The sequence below is a fragment of the Bacillus sp. SORGH_AS_0510 genome (genome assembly GCF_030818775.1).
GTDB lineage: Bacteria > Bacillota > Bacilli > Bacillales > Cytobacillaceae > Neobacillus.
In genome coordinates this window covers 4,297,919-4,323,335 of the sequence record NZ_JAUTAU010000001.1, presented here as the reverse complement: position 1 = coordinate 4,323,335, position 25,417 = coordinate 4,297,919, and the positions used below count along the sequence as shown (strand labels likewise).

Here is a 25,417-nt window from a genome sequence, read left to right as displayed (position 1 = left end):
AAATGGTAGCCTTTTTGTAATCTGCTTTTGGAGGAGGGAAACGAGTGATTAAAATAACGGGGTCACAAACAGAAGCGAGAATATTTTCAAATTACCCACAGGAAACAGCACTGGAGCAAATCCACGAGCTGTGTAATCAAGCATTTTTAAAAGACACAAAGATTAGTATAATGCCAGACTATCATGCCGGAAAAGGTTGTGTGATTGGAACAACCATCCAGCTAAAAGATAAAGTTGTCCCAAATCTTGTAGGTGTAGATGTCGGCTGCGGCGTTCTTACAGTTAAACTTCAGGACAAAAAGGTCGATTTTAATAAGCTTGATCACGTCATTCGCACGTATGTACCAAGCGGACAGGATCTTCATTCTGATGAAACAGTCCAATTTATAAACACGAGTTTTCCTGCCATTCAAGAATTCAAAGCGGAGCAGATCTTAAGTGAAAAAAGAAGTCGCTATAGCTTAGGAACACTAGGTGGGGGAAACCATTTTATCGAAGTTTCAGTTGATTCCGAAGGCTACCATTATTTGACTATTCATACTGGTAGCCGTTATGTAGGAGCAAAAATTGCCACCTATTATCAAAAAGTGGCAATTTCCAAGTTGAAAAAACATGATTTATCGGAGATCATTGAACAATTAAAAGCTGATGGGAGACACCAAGAAATTCAGTTAGCAATACAAAACTATAATGAAAAGAATCCAGGGATTCCCAATGATTTAGCCTACTTAGAAGGCGAAGATTTTCATTTTTATATACATGACATGAAGCTGGCGCAATCATTTGCTAAGGCAAACCGTGAAGAAATCGCACGGACCATTATTGAAAACATGGGGTTTGAATTGCTTGACCAGTTCGATACTGTCCACAATTATATTGATACTGAAAAGATGATTTTACGAAAAGGGGCCGTTTCTGCCCAAAAAGGCGAACGTCTCATTATCCCAATTAATATGAGAGACGGTTCTATATTAGCAGTTGGAAAAGGGAATGAAGAGTGGAATTATTCAGCACCACACGGAGCAGGACGCGTCTTGAGTCGGACAAAAGCGATGAAAACATTAAATATGAAAGATTTTCATCAGACGATGACAGGGGTTTGGACGACCTCTGTATCCGAAGAAACCTTAGACGAAGCACCAATGGCCTATAAGCCTATGCAGGAAATATTAGAGAAGATTGAAGAAACGGTTGAGATTGCTGGATTTATTAAACCGGTATATAACTTCAAGGCTAGTGAGAAGTTCACACCTAATCGATATAAAAAATAATGTAGGTGGGAGAGAGACGGTTTTTGTCTCTTTTTTCTTTTTTCTTGTCGTTTGAAGGAATTTCGACACAAAATATGGAAATGTACGATATAGGAAAAAACAGGGTGGAGGACAAAATGAAATACAGAATATTGTTAGTTGAGGACGATACGGCCATTAGTGATATGGTGAAAGGCCAATTTATAAAAGAAGGCTTTGAAGTGGTACCAGCATATGACGGGGAAGAAGCTCTCGAGGTATTTGCGCGTGATACCTTTGATTTAATTCTACTGGACTTAATGCTCCCGAAGCTGGATGGCATGGAATTTTTGAAAATCATCAGGGAAAAGAGCATGATTCCCGTATTAATCATGTCTGCGAAGGACGGAGATTTAGACAAGGCTTTGGGATTGGGCTTTGGGGCAGATGATTATATTGCTAAGCCGTTTTCCATGATTGAACTGACGGCAAGAGTAAAGGCAGCCATCAGAAGAGCAACCCACTATTCGCGTACCGAGCAGAAGCAAGAGAAAAAGATACTGACGGCAGGAGACTTAACGCTGGATTTGGAGAATTTCTCTGTCCATAAAAACGGCAGTGAAATCAAGCTGACGGCGAAGGAGTTTCATATCCTGAAATTATTTGTATCGCATCCAAGCCGTGTATATACAAAGGCACAAATCTATAGCTTAGTGTGGGAAGATGAATACTATGGCGATGAAAATGTCATTAACGTTCATATGAGAAGGTTACGTGAAAAAATTGAGGATGATCCTTCTTCACCAAACTATATCAAAACTTTATGGGGAATTGGTTACAAGCTTGGGGAGTTGTAATAATGGTCATAGTTTTAGTCAGTATCATAATAGGATTAGCTTCACTAAATTATATACAATATCGCTCGAAAAAAAATAATCAGGAGAATTTAACCTATATACACAAGAAGCTGAAGGAAATCATTAACGCACAAACCGATGAAAAACTACTACTACACACCGATCGTGAAGATATGAAACAGCTATTAATCCAAATCAATCGTCTTTTAGAACACAACCAGAAAATCATGGCCAGCTATAATAAGACGGAAATATCGATGCGAAAAATGCTTTCGAATATCTCACATGATTTAAAAACACCACTGACCGTAGTTCTTGGCTACATTGAGATTATGTTAAATGACCAGAATAGAAGCCAGGAAGAAACGGATAATCTTTTGCAAAAGGTCCATGGGAAAACGGTGGAAGTTTTAGAACTTATTAAGAAGTTCTTTGATTTAGCAAAGCTTGAGTCCGGGGATAAAGATATCCCTCTTACAAGGGTGAACATGAATGAGATTTGCCGAAAAAATATATTAGGTTTTTATGCGGTTCTCTCCTCGAAGGGATTTGATGTAGTCATCGAACTCCCTGATGAAAATCTTTATGCTCTAGGAAACGAAGAGGAACTTGATCGAATCTTAAATAATTTAATTTCAAATGCGATTCAATATGGTTCGGAAGGGAAAGTGCTAGGGCTCACACTTAGACAAGATGATCAATCAGTTTTTGTTGATGTATGGGATAAAGGAAAGGGAATCAGTGAGCTCCACAAGGACCTGGTGTTTGAAAGGATGTACACCCTTGAAGATTCACGAAACAAATCGTATCAAGGTAGCGGCCTCGGTCTTACAATAACCAAAAGGCTGGTGGAAAAAATGGACGGGCAAATTTTTCTCGCGAGCAAACCGTACGAAAAGACCACCTTTACTGTCAAACTAAACCGAATAACATATTAAACATCAAAGGATGCCTCATTTAGGGGACATCCTTTTCTTAGGCAAAGAAAAAGCTGTTTTTATTTTTTTACATTCTGTTGATTGGAGTGGAAGGCGCGAAGATCCTCGAAAATGCTACCGCATTTCCTTCGTGCGGTGTTGAATCGATGAAGCTTATTCAATGTCCTGTGGGAGTACGGTTCAGGGGAGACTCCACAGGCGTAAGCGCCGAGGAGGCTCGCCGAAACGCCCACGAACCGCTCGCGCCTGGAACGGAAATCAACAGACATGTTGTTAGGGCTCTTTCTTAAGAATTTCGTAAGATTTGATTAATAAAAAAGAAAACTCTACTGACTAGAATAAAAGTAGTTAAAGACGAAGGGGAGCTGAAATAAATGAGCTACATCATCAAAACGAATCAACTAACAAAATCATATAAAGGTAAGGATGTTATAACAAACGTGAATATGAAGGTGAAAAAAGGAGAAATTTATGGGTTTCTCGGACCAAATGGTGCTGGTAAAACCACGATTATGAAAATGCTCACCAATCTAGTGAAACCGACAAGCGGTGAGATTGAAATTTTTGGTGAGAAACTTACCAATACGTCATATGAAGTACTGAAGCGGCTGGGCAGCATCATAGAATATCCTGTTTTCTATGACAGACTAACAGCAAGAGAAAACATGGAACTTCATTGCGAATATATGGGCTACTACGATAAAAAAGCAATTGATCAAGCATTAGATTTAGTCAAATTAACGAATATCGAGGATAAACCTGTAAAGGATTTCTCATTAGGTATGAAGCAGCGCCTCGGGATTGCTCGTGCCATCATTACCAAACCGGAAATGTTAATCTTAGATGAACCTATTAACGGGATGGATCCCGTTGGCATAAAAGAACTGCGTAATCTTTTTCAAATGCTCAGTCGTGAATATGGTATGACTCTATTGATATCTTCCCATATCCTTGGTGAAATTGAACAGATTGCCGATACCATTGGGGTGATCAGTGACGGGAAGTTAATAAAAGAGGTTCCGATGTCCGAGATTCAGGAGCAAAACACAGAATATCTCGAACTAACCGTTCAAGATATGAACAAGGCCCTTTATGTATTGGAGGAGGTCCTGAAGTTTACTAATTTTAAAATAGTAGAAGAGGGACGTTTCCGGATCTATGAAACAGGAATCTCTCAAGCGGAAATCTCTAAAACGCTTATTTTAAATGGAGTTATGATTGAAGAACTCAGTAAGAAGAACCATTCCATAGAAGATTATTTCTTAACAATTATTAATGGAGGCGGTATTAGTGCGTAAATTAATTGGTCTTGAAATAAGGAAGTTTAAACTATTTTCCTTTATAAAAAATGTTTTGATTGCCAATGTGATTGTAATGGGGGCGCTTTGTGTAACTTATTTTGCTGAAAAAAGTGACGGGATTATTGCATTTCCAAGCTTTGATATGGCTTTTGGGGCAATTGGTAGTATGATTAGAGCCATCTTTATTATTTTCGCAGCTGTGCTGATTTCTAAGCTAATTATAGATGAATATAAGAATAATTCTATTTCTTTGATGTTCATGTATCCGATTAATCGAAAGAAAATTATCATTGCCAAGTTAATAATTGTTGCATGCTTTACGTTCCTAACAATTTTCTTATCGAATCTCTTAGTTGGCAGCATGTTTTATTTAGCAGATTCGTATTTTCATTTTGTACCTAAGGCGTTAACATCCGATGTATTAGTTAATGGATTGCTAAGCATGACTCTTGGTGCGATAGCTTCAGCAGGAATGGCCTTAATTCCATTGTATTTTGGAATGAGGAAGAAGTCGGTTCCAACAACGATTGTATCTGCGATTGTTTTGGTATCGATCACTAGTTCCTCCGCTAATAATGTAAATATTTTTTCATTCATTTTCGTACCCATTGCGCTTGCTCTTGCAGGCTGCGTCATCGCATATTTTTCCTTTAGAAATATTGAAAAAGTAGATATCAATTAAAATAGGTAAAGAGGCTGGCCATATGAGCAGCCTCTTTACCTATTTTTCTGCTACTAGTTTTAATAGTAAATCTGGTCGATTGGTTAATATTCCATCTGCTCCTGCGTCTAGCAATTTCTTCATTTCTTTTGGATCGTCAATGGTCCAATAACTTATGTCTTGTCCCCGTCGATGTGCTCCGGTAATCAACTTTTGATCGGTTAAATCAAAGCCGCTATCCTCAATAGGAATTTGAAAAGAATCTGTATGTGATTGATATAGGTTCCGCAAAAAGAACTTATGGAAGACAACAAATTGTGTTACCTCTTGTTTTCCGCCACATGTGGCAACCCTGTCCTTTGCATATTTGTTAAAGGTATCGAGAATGTTCTGATCAAACGAAGCCACCAAAATTTTATCTTCCATATGATACTTTTTAATAAGAGCCCAAAGTTAGGAAGCCATCTCATCGATTCGTTCCGGAGGATTGTCGTCCTTAATCTCCATTTCAATTCTCATATGATCAAATGTCTGAAACATTTCTTCAGCCGCAGGAATGTAGACGCCTTTTCCACGGTAACTATAGTTTCCGTTAAGGTCTTTAAAATGGTACCCCGCATCAAGCTTCTGAATATCCTCCAGCGTCATGTCTGCAACCTTGCCATGTCCATTCGTTGTCCGATCAACGGTAGGATCGTGAATAGCAACCAAGTAGCCATCCTTTGTAATATGGAGGTCTGTCTCAATTACATCCACCCCCATATTTGCTGCGTTCGTAAATGCTGCTATCGTATTAGATGGGGCAAGTAACTCACCGCCTTGATGGGCAATCACTAACGGTCGGTTATTTTTGAAAAAGCTTTTTTGATTTATTTGCTTAACTGGAATGAAATTAACGGCCGACAAGAAAATAAGGATGGCTGGAACTATATAAAGTAAAGCTTTTACAAGGCGCTTTTTCTTTTTCGTTGTTTTTTCAATTACAACTTGCTGCATGCTGTTGCTCCTTTGTTTGTCTAGCTTCAGCGCCTAGCCCCTCGGGTCAAATAACCTTCTGCAATAAAAGTCAAAAGGCGGACTTTTCTTGCAGAAGAACATTTGCCTGTCGGGGCTGATCAAGGCGCTTACGCTTTTCTTAATATCCCTTTGTAAAATCAACCCGGTTAATCGACGGGATTTTTCCTGCTAGATATTCCTTTAAGTTAGGAATAAGGATATTTTCGATAACCCGCTTATTATAATGCTCTGTAGAACCAGAGGTGTGCGGCGTAATGATGACATTCTCCATTTCCCATAATGGGCTTTCCGCGTTGAGCGGTTCTTTTTCAAATACATCTAATCCAGCACCCGCAATAATGCCATCCTGTAATGCTTGAATGAGATCGGTTTCCACCACAATTTCACCACGTCCGATATTAATGAAAAAGGCAGAAGACTTCATCTGCTTAAATTGTTCTGCACCAAATAAACGGTGAGTTTCTTTCGTAAGAGGTAAAGTCACTACCACATAATCGCACTTTGGAAGCAGTACCTCTAACTGTTCAGGTGTGTACATCTCATTGACATAATCTGCTGGTTGGCCTGAGTGCCTGACACCAAGGACGGTCATCCCAAATGCCTTTGCAATTTTAGCTGTTTCTTTTCCGATCTCTCCAACTCCAATGATGCCGACTGTTTTTTCATGCATTTCTAGTCCCATATGGGCATGGTGCCAGGTCTTTGCTTGCTGGTTTTTGACATATGTATGCAGCTTTCGTGTTAAGCCTAGCATTAAGGCAAAAATCGTTTCAGAAATGGGGTAAGCGTGAACACCGTTGGCACTAGTTACCGTTATGTTTCTATGGTGTAGTTCATCCAGTGGCAAGTTATTTACCCCAGCACTCCATGTTTGTAGCCACTTAAGTTTTGATTCAGGGGCGAGGATTTCTTCCTCTAATCCCTTTTTCCAACCAGCAATAATCTCTGCATCCATAATATGATCTTGCCAAGACTCTTTGTCTTTACCGATGATTAATTCCCAATCCGGTAATGTATTTTCCAGTAGATTGATATAGTCTTGATCTAAAGTATGGGTGATCACTAGCTTTCTCTTTTGCATAAGAATCCTCCGTTCGTATGATGTTTATCTTATTTAATGATAACGTAAATAAGTAGAAATATTAACTTGTTTCGAAGAATCTTTCTGGTTTCCTTTTTCCAGCTTCTGTGCTATTATTTAGCGATACGAAATAAAATGAAGAAGTACGGATTCTCTTTTTGAGGATTCTTTTTTAATGGAATAAAGGGGTGTGAATGGTTTGAGAGAGCGTTTGTGGACGAAGTCATTTATTATGCTCATGGTCGGAAATTTATTTGTGTTTATGTCATTTCAAATGCTTATTCCAACTTTGCCGCCATATATAAAGTCCATTGGAGCATCTGGACTAGAGATTGGGCTAGTTACGGCGTTGTTTTCGATTGGAGCCGTTATAAGCCGCCCATTTATCGGCTTTATGCTTGAATATAAAGCGAGGAAAACACTTGTCATATCAGGAGCTGTTATGCTCTTACTGATTACCATACTTTATCCGATATCGCAGGTAGTGCTGATTTTTCTATTATTCCGCTTAGTCCATGGGTTAGCTTGGGGCTGGTCAACAACGGTTAATGGGACGGCAGCAGTAGATGTAATCCCTAATTCACGCCTTGGTGAAGGAATGGGATATTACGGCTTATCGATTACAATTGGGATGATTATTGCTCCAAGTCTAGGAATCTTTTTATATAAAATCACTTCATTTACCAATCTTATTTATATCTCAGCACTTTTAGGAGTTATTGCAATTGTTTTACTTATGATTGTTCGCTATCAAACGCCTGAAGCTGTCCTAAATACGAAAAAAGAAGATTTAAAGTTTTCCTATGTTGGTTCATTAGTGGAAAAATCAAGCTGGTTTCCTGCGTTTATTACGATTATTATCAATCTTGGCTACGGATCCATTGTCACGTTCATTGTTATCTTTGGACAGGAAAGAGGCATTGAACAAATCTTTTTATTTTATATATTCAATGCGGTGATGGCTACGGTAGCGAGACCGATTGCTGGGAAATGGTTTGATGAAAAGGGTCCATTTGGGCTGGTACTTTTCTGTACCGTGCTAACATTTATTGGCATGTGGGTACTCTCTTATGCTCATTCAAGCCTTCTCATTGCCATAGCAGGAGTGTTTTTTGGTTTAGGCTTTGGCTGCTTGATCCCAACGTTACAGTCTTGGGCATTATTACTGACACCAACCAATCGGCGCGGTGTAGCGAATGGAATGATATTTTCATCTATTGATTTAGGAATCGGACTTAGTGGTGTCATTTTTGGAGCTCTTGCTCAATTTGTGGATACGGCATCGATCTTCCGAATTGCTAGTGGATTTTTAGTCATTGCGATTGCTTTAGTCATTATGATGGAAAAAAAGAAGCGTGCTGCAGCTTCACAGGAAAATATACTATCGAAGAAAAGGGTCGGGACCTCATATTAAAATGGGGTCTATTTTTTATGCCATGTACAATATTTGGTCAGTTTTGTGTGAAAAGTGTCCAGACCCTATACATCAGGTGCCGACCCTTAATTGCAATTTCTTATCAAACGATTGGCATAAATCTTGCAGAATAACAAAATAGAATTCTTAAAAAGGGGGTTACTATTTTGGATATTCAAACTTGTCGTGCCATTGTTACAGGAGGAGCGTCAGGATTAGGGGAGGCCACGGTTCGGAACATTGTTGGTAGAGGTGGAAAGGCGGTTATTTTTGACCAGTCAGAAGAAAAGGGAAAACAACTCGAATCTGAGTTAGGCGAAGCAGTATTATTCTTAAAGGTGGATGTGACGAAGGAAGCAGACGTTCAAGAAGCAGTATCTAAAGCGGCTGAATTTATGGGGGAAGTTAATGCGGTTGTGAACTGTGCGGGAATCGGCATTGCCGAGAAAGTCATTGGCAGAAAGGGTGCCCATAACCTATCGCTTTTTTCAAAGGTCATTAATGTCAATTTAATCGGGACTTTTAACGTCATTCGGATTGCAGCTGAAAAAATGTCCAGCAACGAAGGTAACGATCAAAACGAAAGAGGGGTAATTATTAATACTGCCTCTGTGGCTGCCTTTGACGGCCAAATCGGCCAGGCTGCCTATAGTGCTTCAAAAGGGGGAATTGTTGGCATGACCTTGCCGATTGCAAGAGAACTTGCACGATATGGAATCCGTGTGATGACGATTGCACCGGGACTGTTCCACACACCAATGTTTGATACTCTCCCAGAGGAAGCGAGAGATTCACTTGGTAAAATGGTGCCTTTCCCACCAAGGCTTGGTTATCCAGCTGAATATGCCCAGCTCGTCCAAAGTATCATCGAAAATCCAATGCTAAACGGTGAAACCATCAGGCTAGATGGAGCGATTAGAATGCAACCGAAATAAGGAAGAAAAAAGAGAGGGGAGACCTTCTCTTTTTATTGTTTAAAAATTCAAAACTATCATTCTTTTTTGATACAATAGAGGTATGTAAAGATGGTGGTGACGAAATGTATGAATTTAAAGATATCATTACACCAGTGGATTGTATGATTACTGAAGAAACGACACTTAAAGAGGCCATTGATGTAATGCACGAAAAGAAATGGAACCTGCTTCCTGTAACAAACTCAAACAGAAAACTACTAGGTGTTTTTACCAGAAGCAGCTTATACCAAATGGTGATAGCTGAAAAGCATCTAACCACTCCCATTAAAAAATACATAAAAAAACAGGTAGAAACATTAAAAATCAACACTCCATATGAACAGATTGAAAGTATTGTAGAAAATAGCCAGGTTGGTACAGGTGTGATTATCGATGAACAGAACCTGGTTGTTGGTATTCTAACAAAAACGGATATGGTTTTGTCCCTATTACAAACCTCTCAGGAATTACAAACGATTCAAACGCTAAAAAGGACCTTAGAGACAGCGATTGATCATGCATTTGATGGGATTATCATGACGGATGAGAAGAGAAAAATTCAAATGGTCAGTCCGCCTCTACTTGAATTATTCAATCTTCAAATAGAAACGGTGTTACACCAATCAGCTGAAAAAGTTTTACCCCAGCTCCACTTAGAAAAGGTCTATGAATCCGAAACAGCTGAAGTCAGCGGTTTTTTAGAGATAAATGGCATAAAGTATATTGTTCATCGCATTCCCATTGTAGAGGATGGAAGGGTAATTGGTGCCATTGGCAAGGTGGTATTCCGGCAATTAAATGAAGTCAGCGAGTTATTCAAAAAGCTGCAAAAAGCAGAGAATAAGGCTAGCTTTTATCATCAGCAGTATCAAAAGTCGGAATCAGCCAGGTTCACATGGGACCATCTTTTATCCGTAGATCCCTATATGGATAAATTGAAGAAAAGTGCTGCCAAAGCCGCCAAGGGTCGGTCAACCATTCTAATCCGCGGAGAAAGTGGTACAGGAAAAGAATTGTTTGCTCATGCCATTCACAAAAGTAGTGCAAGAAGCACAGGAAAGTTCATTGTTGTCAATTGTGCGGCGATACCGGAGGACTTGCTTGAATCTGAGTTTTTTGGCTACGAAGAAGGGGCTTTTACAGGAGCGAGACAAAAAGGGAAGCTAGGTAAGTTCGACTTGGCCAATGGTGGCACTCTTTTTCTCGATGAGATTGGCGATATGTCATTAGCTCTCCAAGCAAAGCTATTACGGGTCCTCCAGGAGAGAGAGTTTTATAGAGTGGGCGGAACGGTTAGAATTCAAGTAGATGTTAGAATTATCGCAGCAACGAACAGAAATCTCGAGAAAATGGTCAAAGAAGGAACGTTTAGAGAGGATTTATATTACCGTCTGAATGTCATATCCTTGAATGTTCCGCCACTAAGGGAACGCCTTTACGATGTCGATCATTTGATTGGGCAGTTCATGATTGAATTCAATCAAATCTTAGGAACCAGTATAACAGGAATCGAGGGCCGGGCAAGAGAAACGCTACTAGGGTATGACTGGCCTGGAAATGTCCGCGAATTAAGGAATGTGATGGAGCGGGCCATGACGTTTGCAGAAAGCGGCAAAATTAAATATGAGGACTTGCCTGATTATGTGACAAAGCAGGTGACTCTATACGTACCGGTTCAAAATGTGTCCCTTGTTGAAAATGCCGAGCTCGAAGCGATTAAAAAAGCACTCGTCCAGGTTCAAGGAAATAAGGCAAAGGCTGCAAGGTTACTAGGTATCAGCCGATCTGGTTTATATGAAAAAATAAAAAAATATCAATTGTCAACGTAGGCACATCATCCTTATAAGCGTATAAATTCGACTTCGAGAATTGTCCAGCTCCAGCGCCTAGCCCCTCGGGTCAAATAACCTTCGGCAATAAAAGTCAAAAGGCGGACATTTCTTGCCGAAGAACATTTGCCTGTCGGGGCTGACCAAGGCGCTTGCGCTTTTCTTATTGTGTCTAGTTTTTGGACAGTAAATTGTCGCCTGTGTATGTTTGTAAAACATAGGGAGTTGAAGAAAGCTATCTAATAAGCTATTTTTATTTTTCTGAATATTGGCACAAAAATTGCATGAATTAAGGTGAGTCTTTTTTATAAGAGGAGGATCCCATTAATGAATATTGGCAGCCTATTAACACAAAATGCTTGCAAATATCCTGAATTATTAGCCATCGAATGTGAAGGCAGAAGCTATACGTACCGCCAATTTAACGAGGAAGTCAATCAACTGGCACACGGTTTAATGGGTCAGGGAGTTAAAAAGGGTGACAAGCTTGCATTAATGATGAAGAATTCAGATCACTTTGTGTTTACTTTTTTTGCGGCTGCTAAAATTGGTGCAGTTGCCGTTCCTGTTAACTTTCGACTGACGGCTACCGAGGTTCAATATATTTTGCACCAATCGGATGCTGAAGTTGTCGTTTGTGACAAGGAATTTGAGTCCATCATTTCGGAGGCTAAGCAGGGCTCAGGCATCGGATTAGTGGTGACCGTTGGTGAACCAGAAACAACAGGCTATTACTCGTATGAAAAAATTCGATCTACTAACAAAGAGGAACCTAATGTAGAGGTATCTCAGCAGGACGACCTAGAAATTCTCTATACCTCAGGGACAACCGGACGGCCCAAGGGAGCATTATTTACACATGACCAAATTTTTAAAGTTGGCATTGCTGTAGTCATCAATATGGGGATTAGGCCGCATGAGCATATTCTTCATTTAGCACCACTGTTTCACTCAGCGCAGCTGAACCTATTCCTTATTTCTGGTGTGGCACTTGGTGCGACCCATATTATCCATCGTGATTTCCATCCAGTCAAAACACTTCAAGCGATTCAAGAGCATAAAATTACCCATCTATTCGCCGTACCAGCGATGTATAATTTTCTTCTTCAAGTGCTGAACGTAGCTGATTATGATCTTTCTTCGATTAGGAGAGTCGGGTATGGCGCTGCACCGATGGCACCAGAGTTGGTGAAGAAAAGTATGCAACTATTTAAAACAGACCAGTTTTACAACCTGTGCGGTTTAACGGAAGCAGGACCTGGAGGCATTCTCCTCGATCCCGAGGGGCATAAGAATCATCTTGGAAAGGGCGGAAAGCCAATCTTCTTAACGGAAACGCGGGTGGTGAATGAAGAAGGAAACGATGTATTGCCTGGTGTGATTGGGGAATTTATAGTTAAGAGTCCGATGGTGATGAAGGAATATTATAAAAAGCCAGAGGAGACGAAGAGCACGTTGAAAAACGGCTGGCTTTACACAGGAGATTTAGCCACAATCGACGAGGAAGGCTATATTACGCTTGTCGACCGGAAGAAAGACATGATAATTTCCGGCGGGGAGAATGTTTATTCAGTGGAAGTTGAAAGCGTTCTCTTTGAGCATTCGGGTATTCTTGATGCCGCAATTATCGGGTTACCGGATGAAGTCTGGGGTGAAGCAGTCTGTGCGATTATTGTTCCAAAAGAGGGGGCTGTAATTGATGAGCAGGAATTACGAAGCTTCTGCCGGCAAAAACTTGCAGGCTATAAGGTGCCACGCCGGATATTTTTCGAGGAGCAGCTGCCAAGAAACGCCTCTGGAAAGGTATTGAAATATCAGCTTCGGCAGAAAATGCGGACGGAGAGTAATGTGAAGTAAGCAATGGCGGGCGGGCATTTGTAGATAAGTAGTGGATTTGTGTAGATAAATGATAAAAGTGTGTAGATATATCTCATAAACGTGTAGATAAATCTTAAAAACGTGTAGATAAATGAATAAAGTGTGTAGATAAGATCAAAAAACGTGTAGAAATAAATGAAAAGTGAAGAACACGTGTAAATGAACGTTAGCGTTCTTATAACGAAAGAGAGGTTTTTGTATGAAACACCCATATTTAACCGCTGACCATGAAATATTTCGTCAATCATTACGAAAGTTTTTAGAAAAAGAAGCATATCCCTTTTATGAGCAATGGGAAGAAAACCGAATGATTCCTCGTTCTTTTTGGAAAAAGATGGGGGAGCAAGGGTATCTCTGTCCAGATATTGATGAGCAATATGGTGGCAGCGAGGTAGACTGGGGCTTTGCGGTTGTCATTAATGAAGAGTTGGAACGGGTCGGCTCCGGTTTAATTGGAGTTGGACTTCACAATGATATCGTCGTTCCCTATATCACTGCTTACGGAACAGAGGAGCAAAAAAAGCGCTGGCTTCCGAAATGTGTCACTGGTGAATTCATTACCGCTATTGCGATGACCGAGCCAGGCACCGGCTCAGACCTAGCCAATATCAAAACAACTGCCAAACTGGATGGGGACCACTATATTGTCAATGGACAAAAGACGTTCATTACAAATGGGATTCAGTCTGATCTTGTCATTGTTGCTGTAAAGACGGACACCCAGGTCGTTCCTAAGCATAAAGGAGTAAGCCTCCTTGTAATCGAACGAGATACACCTGGATTTACAAGAGGAAGAAAATTAAACAAAGTTGGCCTCCATTGCCAGGATACAGCAGAATTAATCTTTGAGGATTGTCGAGTACTAAAGGAAAACCTTCTCGGTGAGGAAGGGAAGGGATTCCTTTATTTAATGGAAAAACTTCAGCAGGAACGGCTTCTTGTAGCGATTGGGGCGCAAACTGCATCCGAAGTGATGCTTAAGATGACCATGGACTATGTAAAAAGCCGCGAAGCGTTCGGAAGACCTGTCAGCCAGTTCCAAAATACTCAGTTTAAAATGGTTGAAATGGCCACAGAAGTTGAGATGGGCAGAGCTTTTCTTGACCAGTTAATTGCTGAGCATATCGAAGGGAAAAACGTGGTGACAAAGGTGTCGATGGCGAAATGGAAGCTTACCGATATCGCGAAACGGATAGCCTCAGAATGTATGCAGCTGCATGGCGGCTATGGATATATGGAAGAATACGAGATTGCGAGAAGATTCCGGGATATCCAAGTCTCCAGCATATATGCCGGCACGAATGAGATTATGAAGACTATCATTGCAAAAAATCTAGGATTATAGAAAGCGAGGCAGAGAGCTATGCGTGAAGTTGTAATTGTTGAGGGAGTACGAACTCCTGTAGGAAGAAGAAATGGATTATTGAAGGATATCCGCCCGGATGACTTAGCAGGTTTAACATTGAAGGAGCTAGTGAACCGTGCAGGCATTGACCCTGCGATTATCGATGATGTCATTTTAGGCTGTGTGACTCAAGCGGGGGAACAGGCAGGAGATATTGCAAGAGTTGCCGCATTGATCGCGGGATTCCCAATCGAGGTACCAGGGACCACAATTGATCGTCAATGTGGTTCGAGTCAGCAGGCTGTTCACTTTGCTGCACAAGCGATTCTCGCTGGTGATATGGATGTGGTGGTTGCTGGTGGTGTGGAAAGCATGTCCCGGGTACCGATGGGTTCCAACTATAAAGGGGCGGAGGAACCGTTTAGCCCTACGTTACGTTCTAAATATGAAATGATTCATCAAGGGTTGTCGGCAGAAAGGATTGCTGAAAAATATGGCTTTACTCGTGAGGAGCTCGACCGATTCTCGCTAGAGAGCCACCAAAAGGCTCTAAAAGCGCAAGAGGAAGGGTACTTTGCTAGAGAAATTTTTCCGCTTGAAGTGACCCTTCCAGATGGAACAACTACTTTGGTTAAAGATGATTCTGGCCCTCGAAAGGGGACATCAATGGAAGCTTTAGCAGGACTGCGGACTTCTTTTAAAGAAGATGGGGTTATTCATGCGGGTAATTCCAGCCAAATTAGTGATGGAGCAGCTGCTTTGTTGTTGATGTCTCGCGAAAAAGCAGAGGAATTAGGGTTAAAGCCACGCTTCCGTGTTCACACACGTGTGGTGGTAGGATCGGATCCAACATTAATGCTGACCGGGCCAATTCCGGCAACACAGAAGGCCTTAGAAAAATCGGGATTATCGATTGACGATATTGATGTGTTTGAAGTTAATGAGGCCTTCGCACCAGTACCTCTAGCATGGTTGAGAGATACGGGAGCGGATCCTGCTAAACTCAATCCTAATGGAGGTGCAATTGCTCTTGGCCATCCACTAGGCGGCAGCGGTGCCCGTTTAATGGTGACGATGATGCACGAATTGGAGCGCAGTGGGGGCCGCTATGGTTTGCAAACGATGTGCGAAGGCCATGGTATGGCTAACGCTACGATTATTGAGAGATTGGATTAGGGTTTAGGCTGGGAATCTTTGATTCGCCGATAGAATGCCAAAATTCGCCGATAGAATTCTGAATGTAATAGATTCGCGAATAAAGGGGCTAGATTCGCGAATAAAGTTCGAAAATTCGCGAATAAAATCTCAAGATTCGCAAATAAAACCCTAAAATTCGCAAATAAAAAGCAATCAAACATATAAATACCCGCAAAAAACATAAAAAAGGCAATCGGTCCCCACCGATTGCCTGCCAATCTATTAATGGAGGCGGTTAAATGAGTACGACAATCGGAAAAATCTTTGATTTGACGGTAAAAAAGTTCCCAAACAAGGAAGCAATCTATGATGTCAGGAAAAATACCCGGTTTACCTACAAAGAATGGAATGATCAAGTCAATCGACTTGCGAATGCCCTAGTAAACGAAGGCATACAAAAAGGAGATCGTGTCTCCACTTTCCTATTTAATACCGAAGAACTGGCGACCACGTTTATTGCCTGCGCAAAAATCGGTGCGGTCTTCAATCCGATTAATTTCCGGTTAATGCCTGAAGAAGTGGCATATATTTTATCAGATGCCGCCCCAAAGGTTGTTCTTTTTGAAAAAGCATTAGAGCCTGTTATTGCCGCTATCGAAAACCGCTTCCCACAAAGTGCCTTCTGGTTTATTGATGAAGACACACCTGCCTATGCAGCCAGCTACCAAGAAAAACTCAACACTAGCTCAACTCAAGTAATCCACACAGAAGTAAATGAAAACGACCTATACGCTATCATGTATACAAGTGGGACAACCGGTCGGCCAAAGGGAGTCCTCCACCGCCACCGGAACATGGTCGAACAAAGCTTATTAGTTATCGGTGCGACTAAATACGAAGCAACAGATGTAGGTCTTGTGACTGCACCCATGTTTCACTGCGCCGAGCTTCATTGTGCCATCCTGCCGAGAATTCATGTGGGAGCCCGAAATGTAGTCTTGCACCAATTCAATCCAAAGAAAGTACTAGAACTAATCCAACAAGAAAAGATTACGAAATTCTTCGCGGCACCAACCATGTGGAACATGCTTTTACAAGAAGACCTTACACAATATGATATTTCCAGCTTAAAACTAGGATTATATGGCGCAGCACCAATGGCTCCATCACTTGTTCATGCCTGCCATGACCAGTTGGGGATTGCTCTTGTCCAGGCCTATGGGATGACGGAAATGGGTCCAGCTATCACTTTCCTATCTGAAGCAGATCAGCTGACAAAAGCAGGTTCTGCCGGCCAGGCCTGTCTCAATCATGATATCCGCATTGTCCGAACACGAGAGGACGGTCCTTCCGATCCAGATGATATAGTCCCAACAGGGGAAACAGGAGAAATCATTGTCCAAGGGCCGTGTATGATGTCCGGTTATTTTAATCGGGAGGAAGCAACAGAAAAAGCCTTGTACAAAGGCTGGTACCATTCCGGAGATATTGGCTATTTAGATGAAGATGGCTACCTATGGGTGAATGACCGTGTCGACGATATGATTATCAGCGGTGGAGAGAATATTTATCCACGAGAAGTGGAGGACCTCCTGCACTCACATCCAGCAGTCCTTGATGTAGCGATTGTTGGGCAGCCTGATGACCGTTGGGGGGAAACCGTTACTGCTTTTGTTGTAAAAAAAGATCCATCTGTAACGGACCAAGAACTCGATGACTATTGTAAAAATAGTAATAAACTCGCGAATTATAAGCGACCGCGAAAATACGTATTTTGTGACGCACTCCCACGTAATGCCAGCGGAAAGATTCAAAAGTTTGTCCTTCGCAAGCAGCTGGAGGAACTATTTGCTCCTGGCTCTAAAAATGCATAAGAGAAAGGGTCCTAATCATGCTTGAAGGAATCAAAGTGATAGATTTTACTAACTACTTACCAGGACCATATGCCACATTACGGTTAGCCGAATTAGGTGCGGAAATCATTAAGGTGGAGCCACCTGAAGGAGATCCTGCGCGAAACACCGGATTATCCAAACAGGGAACAGGGCTTGTTTTTCTAGCGAACAACAGACAAAAGAAAAGCATTACACTAAATTTGAAGGAAAAGGACGGGCTAGAGACGGCACGAAAGTTAATTGCTCAAGCAGATGTCCTTATCGAAAGCTTTAGACCCGGTGTCATGGAGAAATTGGGGCTTGGTTATGAGGCAGTTGAAAAGGTAAAACCTGATATCGTGTATTGCTCTATTTCTGGGTATGGGCAAAATGGATTGCTGAGCAAGCTTGGGAATCATGACCTTAATTACATGGCGTTAAGCGGTGTACTGGCCCAGTTAAAGGATCAACAGGGCAAGCCAGTTCATCCCACTATTACAATTGCCGATTATTTAGGCGGGTTTGCAGCGAATGAACGAATTCTTGCGGGGCTAGTCTCACGTTCCCTAACAGGAAAGGGAAGCTATCATTCTATTTCAATCACCGATCAACTTGTATCGTTACTGGGTAATCACGTCATGGTTGAAAAAGAAACTGGTGAGGCGAACGGTATTAACGTGCTAAACGGTAGCACCATATCATATGCCTTATATGAAACACAGGACGGAAGGTATATGAGTATTGGTGCACTGGAGCCGAAGTTTTGGGAGAACTTTTGTCTGGCTCATGGGCGTGAGAAGTGGATTGCCGCACATTTTACAAAAACGGAGGAAGATAATCCATTTTTTCATGAAGTGACCACCCTTTTTAAAAGTAAAACCTTCTATGAGTGGATCGAGTTTGCCCAAAAAGTAGATTGCTGTATGGCGCCGGTGTTAGAAGTAGGGGAACTGAACGAGTATCCTTATTTTAAAGAAAAAGAATTAATCTTCATTTCATCATGGGGAGACTGTCAAGTGAAGATGCATAGTGATTTAAAGCAGAAGGTATTCTCACCGCCTCCTAAAAAAGGGGAGCACAGAGAGCAAATATTAAATAATCTTTTTGTATAGGCTCTGTTAAACTTGCCTGTTGATTTCCGCTCCAGGCACTTCGCGGCGATCCTCCTCGACGCAAGCGTCTGCGCGGTCTCTCCTGAACCATACTCCCACAGGAGTCTTTGTGCCTTCCGCTCCAATTAACAGGATGTATAAATCAACACTGTTCTTTAACACAGCCTTTGTATAAAAAGAAGAAGACTGTCGAGAGATAATCGGCAGTTTTTTTTTATTAAGAAAAAAATTCCAAATTAATATTGACTTAGAGCTAACTCTAAGTTGTAGCATGTGTATAGGAGGTGTTTGTGTCATGTACAGTATTTCGGAAGTTGCCCAGCAAACGGGGTTTACTGCACATACGTTACGATATTATGAAAAGATTGGACTGTTATCTTCGCCGACAAGGCTTAGTGGAAAAAGGCTGTATACCGATGGAGAAGTCCGATTGTTGCAATTTATGAAGGTTCTTAAAAATACAGGAATGTCTCTTGAAGATATCCAAGAGTTCTTAGTGGATGGTTGTCTTTTAGAAAACAAGGATTCTGAACAAGACAGAAGCACGAAAATACAAAAACGAAAGCATATTTTAGAAAAACATTTGCTGACATTGGAGCAACAAAAAAGAGAATTGGAAATGGTCATTCAGTTAACCGAAGAGAAGCTGACAACTTATCAAGACATGCTGGAGGAAGACTCCAATGAAAAACGCTAAAGTGACAGGAATGCTAATGGGGTTCGTGTTAGTAACAGGCGCCACCTTCAATCTTGCTAAATATGCAGTTCAATATTTTTCTGCGGCAAGTGCTGCAGGGTGGAGATTTGGGATTGCGGCAGTTGTCATGTTTGCCCTTTTAATCATCCAAAAGAAAGTAAAATGGGAAACGATTCTCCGGCATGGAATCACTTATACCATACTAGGGATAGTAGGGATATTTGGTTTTAACGCTTTCTTCTTTTTTGGGATGAATCATACTTCGCCGTTGAATGGTGCTTTAATTATGGGAACCAACCCGCTAGTTACGTTGATCATGGCTTTTTTTATCTTAAGAACACCAATCACCAAACAACAAACTATGGGAATCTTTTTTGCTCTTCTAGGTGTAACCCTTGTATTGACCAGAGGATCTTGGGAAGTCATACAAACTCTTTCTTTTTCAAAGGGTGACATTCTCATTTTGGCAGGGAATGTGTGTTGGGCACTATATGGGGTGCTGGGGAGGAAATATTTGAAAACTAGTTCTTCCTTAGAAACAACCACCTATACGATGATAACTGGCGCCTTATTTCTTGTCATACTAGCAATTTTTTCACCAAGTACAAATGTAGAAATTAAAACCCCTATTATTGCTTGGGGAGCCATTTTATTTATGGCCATTTTCACTAGTGTACTAGGCTATCTTTGGTGGAATAAGGCAATGGAAAGGATAGGTCCGGCTAATACTGCTGTATTCTTTAATCTAGTACCTGTTGTAACTATGCTTATATCAGTTGTCACAGGAACACCGGTTACCAATGTGCAAGTAATAGGCACCGTCATGGTCATTTCAGGGGTACTGATTTCATCTGGTTTTCTGAACATTGGGAAGGTGTATAAAGTGATTACGAGGTCTCTTTCATAAGAGATCTTTTTTTGCATGAACTTCCAGGAATTTTTGCGAAACCTTTACCAAAAAGCAGTATAATAGAGTCATGACATTAACAGCCAAGAGACACATTCAATTTGAGAGGAGGAACCCCCTTTGTTTGAAAAAGCATTGCCATTACTAGAAACACATTTTGGTTACAGCTCCTTCCGTACAGGGCAAGAACAGGCCATTCAATCTGTGTTAAATGGCCATAATACTATTTGTGTCATGCCCACAGGTGGAGGTAAATCGATTTGTTATCAAATCCCTGCGCTTGTCCTACCAGGAACCACGCTTGTCATCTCCCCATTAATCTCTTTAATGAAGGACCAGGTAGATGCCCTCTTACAGGTCGGTATTCCAGCTACATTTATTAACAGTTCCTTGAGTTTTAGTGAAGCGAATGAACGGATTCATGATGCAAAGCAAGGGAAATATAAACTTCTTTACATCGCGCCAGAAAGACTTGAGTCACCGGATTTTGTTGAAGATTTAAGAGAAATGGACATCCCGTTAGTAGCCGTTGATGAAGCGCACTGTATTTCTCAATGGGGACATGATTTTCGTCCAAGCTACCGCCATATCCATCAAATGCTTACTAATCTACCGCAAAGGCCAAATGTTCTTGCATTAACTGCGACAGCAACCCCAAGAGTACGTGAAGATATTTGTCGTCTCTTAAGTATTGATGAAAGACATACGGTTATGACCGGATTCGAGCGAACGAATCTTTCCTTTTCAGTAATTAAAGGCCAAGATCGACAAAAGTATCTCTTCGACTATTTGAGAAAAAATGAGAAAGAAGCTGGGATTATTTATGCTGCGACTAGGAAAAATGTAGACCTACTTTATGAAAGACTGCAAAAGGAGAAGATTAATGTTGCCCGCTATCACGCTGGGATGAGGGACGAAGACCGCATGTACGAGCAGGAACGATTCTTAGAGGATAAGGCAACGGTGATGGTCGCCACGTCTGCCTTTGGAATGGGGATTGATAAATCCAATATTCGATATGTCCTTCACTATCAAATGCCGAAGAATATGGAAAGCTATTATCAAGAAGCCGGTCGTGCAGGACGTGATGGTTTGGATAGTGAATGTATTCTTCTTTACTCTCCACAGGATGTGCAGGTTCAACGCTTCCTTATTGACCAATCCAGTGATCGCATACGAATTACTCAAGAGTTAGAAAAGCTTCAGCAAATGGTAGATTACTGTCATACGGAAGCCTGTCTGCAGGAATTTATTATAAAATATTTTGGTGAACAAGAGACAGAGCCATGTGGTAGATGTGGTAACTGCTTGGATACTAGAACTAGTATTGATGTAACCCGAGAAGCACAAATGGTCATGTCCTGTGTCATTCGGATGGGGCAACGCTTTGGTAAAACCATCACAGCACAGGTTTTGACAGGGTCGAAAAATCAAAAGGTAGTTGAAATGGGTTTTAACAGTCTTCCTACCTACGGAATTATGAAGGAGAAGAGTGCAAAAGATGTTAGTGACTTTATTGAATTCTTGATTTCGCAAGAGCTGATAGCCATTGAGCAAGGCCAATTTCCTACTCTATTTGTTTCTCCAAAGGGGAAGGATGTTTTATTAGGAAAACAACAGGTGTTCCGTCGAGAGACGGTTCAAGTCAAACAAGTTTCTAAGAACGATCCGTTATTCGAAGTGTTACGGGAAGTGCGTAAACAAATTGCTGATTCGGAAAAAGTCCCGCCGTTTGTAATATTTTCAGATGCAACATTAAAGGATATGTGTGTCAAACTGCCGATTACAAACGAGGAGTTTTTACAGGTAAGCGGTGTGGGTGAACTCAAACTCCAAAAATATGGACTTCAGTTTATCGAGGGAATACTCACATTCGTTGAAAATAATCCAGATTATCAAAGTGAGCAGAGTCCTGTGGAGAAGACAGCGAAAAAACCCGCAAAAAGGACGGTCACGGATTCGCATAAGGAGACATTGGAATTACATCATAGTGATTACTCTATTAAGGAAATTGCTGAAAAGCGGGATTTAGCAGTTAGTACGGTTGAAAATCATTTACTCCAATGTGCACAGCAGGGTTTAGAGGTCGATTTTTCAAAGCATATCCCAGAGGAATATATTCCGCTCTTAGAAAAAGCAGTAGAAAAGGCAGGACGTGATCGTCTAAAGCCAATAAAGGAACTCCTCCCAGAAGAGGTTAGCTACTTTATGATAAAGGCTTATGTCTATTTTTTAAGTAAAAAAAGTAAGTAAGTCATTTTGTTCCAGTTGTTTAGTTGTTAGAATATTTCAAAACATTGTCGATGCATCACCGAAATTTGTTGTTATTTCCCCGGGAATTTGTCGATATTCCCGAAAAATGGGAAAAGTGATAGCATTCGACATTAAAGAGGATGTCCCAAAACATTTGGGACATCCTCTATCTCTTATTCTTGATATTCATCTAAAAACGGTTTATTTACGTAATAATACATCATCGCCATAAATACAGCTCCACCTATCAGATTTCCGATTGTAACTGGAACGAGATTGTGGATTACGCCAGCCCAAGAAATGGTTCCTGGGTGATGTAATACCAAAGCAATCGCAAAAGTACACATGTTAGCGATACTATGTTCATATCCGGAAATAAAGAAGCAGAAAACAAATAGCATCATAGCAAACATTTTTGGTCCATCCCCTTTTAGCCCCATGGGGAGGAAAAAGGCCATACAAACTAGCCAATTACAAAGGATTGCCCTAAAGAATAATTCAGTTGTCGGAACTTGCATTTTCACCTCTACCACATGAAGAAGAAAACCATTTACTGACGAACTGGCGTAAAGTCCTGTTGTAAAAATAATAAAGGCAAAGACGGCTGCACCTAAAATATTTCCTGCATAGCTAGAGACCCAGAGTTTTAGTACTTCCATCCAAGTCATTTTCTTGCGGAGTGCAGCATAGGTGTAATAAAACGTATTTCCAGTAAATAAATCACCGCCACCATAAGCGATCAGTATAATCGCTGCTCCAAAGGTAAGTGCTGCCATAGGGTAGGCAAACGGTGAATCTACTACATAAAAGAAATTTCCAGTTTTAAACGCAACAATGACACCAAAACCAATAAACATACTTGCAAGCATTGAACGTAAAATATAGCGGAGGATGCTTTGCCGAAAGATTTTCAGTTTTTTTAAGGCTAGCTTTTCGGCTTCATTCAAAGGCTGCATTTCCATATCTACTACCACCATCCACAATTCATTTACTATCCTATTATTTTTCACTAATACCTGAACAAATATGTATTATACGGGAATCCATGCATATGCCAATGGAAATAGAGAAATCGCCATAGAATATACTAATTTTACGTTCAAATGATTTTAACAAATTATTGTTGGCATCTACGTTACGAAATACGCTATAATAATAAAGTTTTTCCTACTACAAAAATGAAGGAGTTCGTATGAAGACACTAAAAAAAATTACCCCTCATTTCGATCCTTGGGAAGCATATTTAGATATTGAGCAATATGGAAAACCCCTGCTTACCAATATAGAATTTACTACTACAACACTTTGCAACATGCGCTGCGAGCATTGTGCTGTAGGCTATACCCTTCAGACAAAGGATCCAACAGCCCTTCCAATTGAGCTTATTTTACAAAGATTAGAGGAAATTCCGCACTTGCGTTCGTTAAGTATTACAGGTGGCGAACCGATGCTTTCTCATTCCTCTGTCAGAGATTATGTCCTACCTATCTTAAAATATGCCCATGAGCGTGGGGTTCGAACGCAGATGAATTCGAACCTAACTTTAGAACTAAATCGATATGAACCAATTATTCCATATTTGGATGTTTTACATATTTCACATAATTGGGGCACTGTAGACGATTTCGTTGAAGGCGGTTTTGCTCGAATGGAGCGTAAACCTGATTATGTGCAGCGAGAAAAATATTTTAAGAGGATCATAGAAAATAGTAGAGAACTCGTAAAAGCAGGAGTCATGGTTTCGGCAGAAACGATGTTGAATAAGAGGACACTTCCACATTTGGAACGTATTCACCGTCAAATTGTAGAAGAAATGCTTTGTCAGAGGCATGAGGTGCACCCAATGTATCCAAGTGACTTTGCTAGCAATCTTGAAACTTTATCTTTGGATGAAATTAGATCAGCCATCCATCACTTGCTGGACATTAGAGATGAGAAGATTTGGATGCTGTTTGGCACATTGCCATTCTATGCATGCAGCAGTAACAAGGAGGATCTGGACCTTTTAAACAGGCTTTATCAGAGTAAAAATGTAACCGTCAGAAATGATCCAGATGGTCGTTCTCGGTTGAATGTGAACATATTTAGCGGTGATATTATTGTAACGGACTTCGGAGATACACCTCCTTTAGGAAATATCCAAACAACCCCACTTGAAGAGGCCTATCAAGCCTGGCAAAACACAGGTATAGCGAAGGAATTAAGCTGTCATTGTCCGGCTGTTTCGTGCTTAGGTCCAAATATCTTGGTTAAGAATAGCTATTATCAGGACCTTGATTTTACCAAGTTGCAAGCCAATATTTCAAAAGATTAAGCTCTGTTTAAAGGACGCTCTTTATTGTCTTCTTGCAAATACGATTGTAAAATGTTATACTAAGTAAGAATTATTTTTGTTCGGTGTAAAGGATAGTATAAGATAAACTTTTCGTCTTGATGATCACTGAGTGCAAGGATAGTACCACAATGTGTGCAAAAGCACACAGCAGGAGGAAACACACATGGAACAAGGTAAAGTAAAATGGTTTAACGCAGAAAAAGGTTTTGGATTCATCGAACGCGAAGGTGGAGACGATGTATTCGTACACTTCTCAGCTATCCAAGGCGAAGGCTTCAAATCTCTTGACGAAGGTCAATCAGTAACATTTGACGTTGAGCAAGGTCAACGTGGACCACAAGCTTCTAACGTTCGTAAAGCTTAATAACAACGTTGAAAAAAACAGGCTCTAATTTAGAGTCTGTTTTTTTTATTTCAAAGGCTGTGTTAAAGAACCGTGTTGATTTATACATCCTGTTGATTGGAGCGGAAGGCACGAAGACTCCTGTGGGGGTATGGTTCAGGGGAGACCCCGCAGACGCTTGCGTCGAGGAGGCTCGCCGAAACACCCACGAACCGCTCGTGCCTAGAGCGGCCATTTTAAAAAAAGGACATAA

20 protein-coding genes and 1 pseudogene are annotated in these 25,417 nt (G+C 40.9%); 18 read left to right on the top strand and 3 right to left on the bottom strand.

Translation table 11 applies throughout. The annotated features are described in order from the left end of the window. The first annotated feature begins 44 nt into the window (after positions 1-44). From QE429_RS21970 to QE429_RS21950, 5 genes are all read left to right on the top strand, one after another. The gene (locus tag QE429_RS21970) at positions 45-1,271 is read left to right on the top strand and encodes an RtcB family protein (protein ID WP_307290048.1); all 1,227 of its coding nucleotides are present in this window, start codon (positions 45-47) and stop codon (positions 1,269-1,271) included. Between the two features lie 116 nt (positions 1,272-1,387). Further along, entirely contained in the window at positions 1,388-2,086 is a 699-nt protein-coding gene (locus QE429_RS21965; RefSeq protein WP_307290047.1) for a response regulator transcription factor, read from the top strand. A gap of 2 nt (positions 2,087-2,088) precedes the next feature. Beyond that, positions 2,089-3,024 (top strand): sensor histidine kinase, encoded by a 936-nt coding sequence (locus QE429_RS21960; protein ID WP_307290046.1) that lies wholly within the window; start codon positions 2,089-2,091, stop codon positions 3,022-3,024. Positions 3,025-3,398: 374 nt separating this feature from the next. After that, positions 3,399-4,322 (top strand): ABC transporter ATP-binding protein, encoded by a 924-nt coding sequence (locus tag QE429_RS21955; protein WP_307290045.1) that lies wholly within the window; start codon positions 3,399-3,401, stop codon positions 4,320-4,322. Next, entirely contained in the window at positions 4,315-5,007 is a 693-nt protein-coding gene (locus QE429_RS21950; RefSeq protein WP_307290044.1) for an ABC transporter permease, read from the top strand. Before QE429_RS21955 ends, QE429_RS21950 begins: the two co-directional genes overlap by 8 nt. Positions 5,008-5,046: 39 nt before the next feature. On the opposite strand, the pseudogene QE429_RS21945 reads toward QE429_RS21950, so the two are convergent. Together QE429_RS21945 and QE429_RS21940 are read right to left on the bottom strand one after the other, a co-directional pair. Continuing rightward, positions 5,047-5,982: pseudogene (locus QE429_RS21945) on the bottom strand (glycerophosphodiester phosphodiesterase family protein). Positions 5,983-6,121: 139 nt separating this feature from the next. Then, the gene (locus QE429_RS21940; RefSeq protein ID WP_307290043.1) at positions 6,122-7,084 is read right to left on the bottom strand and encodes a D-2-hydroxyacid dehydrogenase; all 963 of its coding nucleotides are present in this window, start codon (positions 7,082-7,084) and stop codon (positions 6,122-6,124) included. A 199-nt stretch (positions 7,085-7,283) separates the two neighbouring features. Here QE429_RS21940 and QE429_RS21935 point away from each other — a divergent pair, with 199 nt between their 5' ends. The 11 genes from QE429_RS21935 (at position 7,284) to recQ (ending at position 22,486) form a co-directional block, all read left to right on the top strand. Then, entirely contained in the window at positions 7,284-8,498 is a 1,215-nt protein-coding gene (locus QE429_RS21935; RefSeq protein ID WP_307290042.1) for an MFS transporter, read from the top strand. Between the two features lie 167 nt (positions 8,499-8,665). Next, the gene (locus tag QE429_RS21930; RefSeq protein ID WP_307290041.1) at positions 8,666-9,433 is read left to right on the top strand and encodes a 3-hydroxyacyl-CoA dehydrogenase; all 768 of its coding nucleotides are present in this window, start codon (positions 8,666-8,668) and stop codon (positions 9,431-9,433) included. A 104-nt stretch (positions 9,434-9,537) separates the two neighbouring features. Then, a complete protein-coding gene (locus QE429_RS21925) occupies positions 9,538-11,283 on the top strand; it encodes a sigma-54-dependent Fis family transcriptional regulator (protein WP_307290040.1) in 1,746 nt (581 codons plus the stop codon). 327 nt (positions 11,284-11,610) lie between these two features. Continuing rightward, entirely contained in the window at positions 11,611-13,140 is a 1,530-nt protein-coding gene (locus tag QE429_RS21920) for an acyl-CoA synthetase (protein WP_307290039.1), read from the top strand. A gap of 220 nt (positions 13,141-13,360) precedes the next feature. Beyond that, positions 13,361-14,506, top strand: a complete 1,146-nt coding sequence (locus QE429_RS21915) for an acyl-CoA dehydrogenase family protein (protein WP_307290038.1) — start codon at positions 13,361-13,363, stop codon at positions 14,504-14,506. 18 nt (positions 14,507-14,524) lie between these two features. Then, positions 14,525-15,682: a thiolase family protein gene (locus QE429_RS21910; protein WP_307290037.1), complete on the top strand. Its 1,158-nt coding sequence runs from the start codon at positions 14,525-14,527 to the stop codon at positions 15,680-15,682. Positions 15,683-15,942: 260 nt separating this feature from the next. Continuing rightward, positions 15,943-17,517 carry a fatty acid--CoA ligase gene (locus QE429_RS21905; protein ID WP_307290036.1) on the top strand — a complete coding sequence of 525 codons (1,575 nt, stop codon included), beginning with the start codon at positions 15,943-15,945 and terminating at the stop codon, positions 17,515-17,517. Between the two features lie 17 nt (positions 17,518-17,534). Then, positions 17,535-18,629 (top strand): CaiB/BaiF CoA transferase family protein, encoded by a 1,095-nt coding sequence (locus QE429_RS21900; protein ID WP_307290035.1) that lies wholly within the window; start codon positions 17,535-17,537, stop codon positions 18,627-18,629. Positions 18,630-18,924: 295 nt separating this feature from the next. Beyond that, positions 18,925-19,326 (top strand): MerR family transcriptional regulator, encoded by a 402-nt coding sequence (locus QE429_RS21895; protein WP_307290034.1) that lies wholly within the window; start codon positions 18,925-18,927, stop codon positions 19,324-19,326. Further along, positions 19,313-20,233 carry a DMT family transporter gene (locus tag QE429_RS21890; RefSeq protein WP_307290033.1) on the top strand — a complete coding sequence of 307 codons (921 nt, stop codon included), beginning with the start codon at positions 19,313-19,315 and terminating at the stop codon, positions 20,231-20,233. The genes QE429_RS21895 and QE429_RS21890 overlap by 14 nt, the downstream gene beginning before the upstream one ends. 120 nt (positions 20,234-20,353) lie before the next feature. Next, positions 20,354-22,486 (top strand): DNA helicase RecQ, encoded by a 2,133-nt coding sequence (gene recQ / locus QE429_RS21885; RefSeq protein ID WP_307290031.1) that lies wholly within the window; start codon positions 20,354-20,356, stop codon positions 22,484-22,486. A 173-nt stretch (positions 22,487-22,659) separates the two neighbouring features. Here the strand turns inward: recQ and QE429_RS21880 are convergent, their stop codons facing one another. Next, positions 22,660-23,448, bottom strand: a complete 789-nt coding sequence (locus tag QE429_RS21880; RefSeq protein WP_307290030.1) for a formate/nitrite transporter family protein — start codon at positions 23,446-23,448, stop codon at positions 22,660-22,662. 230 nt (positions 23,449-23,678) lie between these two features. On the opposite strand from QE429_RS21880, the gene yfkAB reads away from it, so the two are divergent. Next, positions 23,679-24,800 (top strand): radical SAM/CxCxxxxC motif protein YfkAB, encoded by a 1,122-nt coding sequence (yfkAB, locus tag QE429_RS21875; protein WP_307290029.1) that lies wholly within the window; start codon positions 23,679-23,681, stop codon positions 24,798-24,800. Between the two features lie 184 nt (positions 24,801-24,984). After that, positions 24,985-25,185, top strand: a complete 201-nt coding sequence (locus QE429_RS21870) for a cold-shock protein (protein WP_077617474.1) — start codon at positions 24,985-24,987, stop codon at positions 25,183-25,185. Positions 25,186-25,417 lie beyond the last annotated feature (232 nt).

What these genes read in the sequence shown, in the direction of transcription:
- QE429_RS21965 (WP_307290047.1), top strand. Translation starts at nt 1,388, where the DNA reads ATGAAATACAGAATATTGTTAGTTGAGGACGATACGGCCATTAGTGAT.
- QE429_RS21960 (WP_307290046.1), top strand. Translation starts at nt 2,089, where the DNA reads ATGGTCATAGTTTTAGTCAGTATCATAATAGGATTAGCTTCACTAAAT.
- QE429_RS21955 (WP_307290045.1), top strand. Translation starts at nt 3,399, where the DNA reads ATGAGCTACATCATCAAAACGAATCAACTAACAAAATCATATAAAGGT.
- QE429_RS21940 (WP_307290043.1), bottom strand. Translation starts at nt 7,084, where the DNA reads ATGCAAAAGAGAAAGCTAGTGATCACCCATACTTTAGATCAAGACTAT.
- QE429_RS21925 (WP_307290040.1), top strand. Translation starts at nt 9,538, where the DNA reads ATGTATGAATTTAAAGATATCATTACACCAGTGGATTGTATGATTACT.
- QE429_RS21920 (WP_307290039.1), top strand. Translation starts at nt 11,611, where the DNA reads ATGAATATTGGCAGCCTATTAACACAAAATGCTTGCAAATATCCTGAA.
- QE429_RS21915 (WP_307290038.1), top strand. Translation starts at nt 13,361, where the DNA reads ATGAAACACCCATATTTAACCGCTGACCATGAAATATTTCGTCAATCA.
- QE429_RS21910 (WP_307290037.1), top strand. Translation starts at nt 14,525, where the DNA reads ATGCGTGAAGTTGTAATTGTTGAGGGAGTACGAACTCCTGTAGGAAGA.
- QE429_RS21905 (WP_307290036.1), top strand. Translation starts at nt 15,943, where the DNA reads ATGAGTACGACAATCGGAAAAATCTTTGATTTGACGGTAAAAAAGTTC.
- QE429_RS21900 (WP_307290035.1), top strand. Translation starts at nt 17,535, where the DNA reads ATGCTTGAAGGAATCAAAGTGATAGATTTTACTAACTACTTACCAGGA.
- QE429_RS21895 (WP_307290034.1), top strand. Translation starts at nt 18,925, where the DNA reads ATGTACAGTATTTCGGAAGTTGCCCAGCAAACGGGGTTTACTGCACAT.
- QE429_RS21890 (WP_307290033.1), top strand. Translation starts at nt 19,313, where the DNA reads ATGAAAAACGCTAAAGTGACAGGAATGCTAATGGGGTTCGTGTTAGTA.
- QE429_RS21880 (WP_307290030.1), bottom strand. Translation starts at nt 23,448, where the DNA reads ATGGAAATGCAGCCTTTGAATGAAGCCGAAAAGCTAGCCTTAAAAAAA.
- yfkAB (WP_307290029.1), top strand. Translation starts at nt 23,679, where the DNA reads ATGAAGACACTAAAAAAAATTACCCCTCATTTCGATCCTTGGGAAGCA.
- QE429_RS21870 (WP_077617474.1), top strand. Translation starts at nt 24,985, where the DNA reads ATGGAACAAGGTAAAGTAAAATGGTTTAACGCAGAAAAAGGTTTTGGA.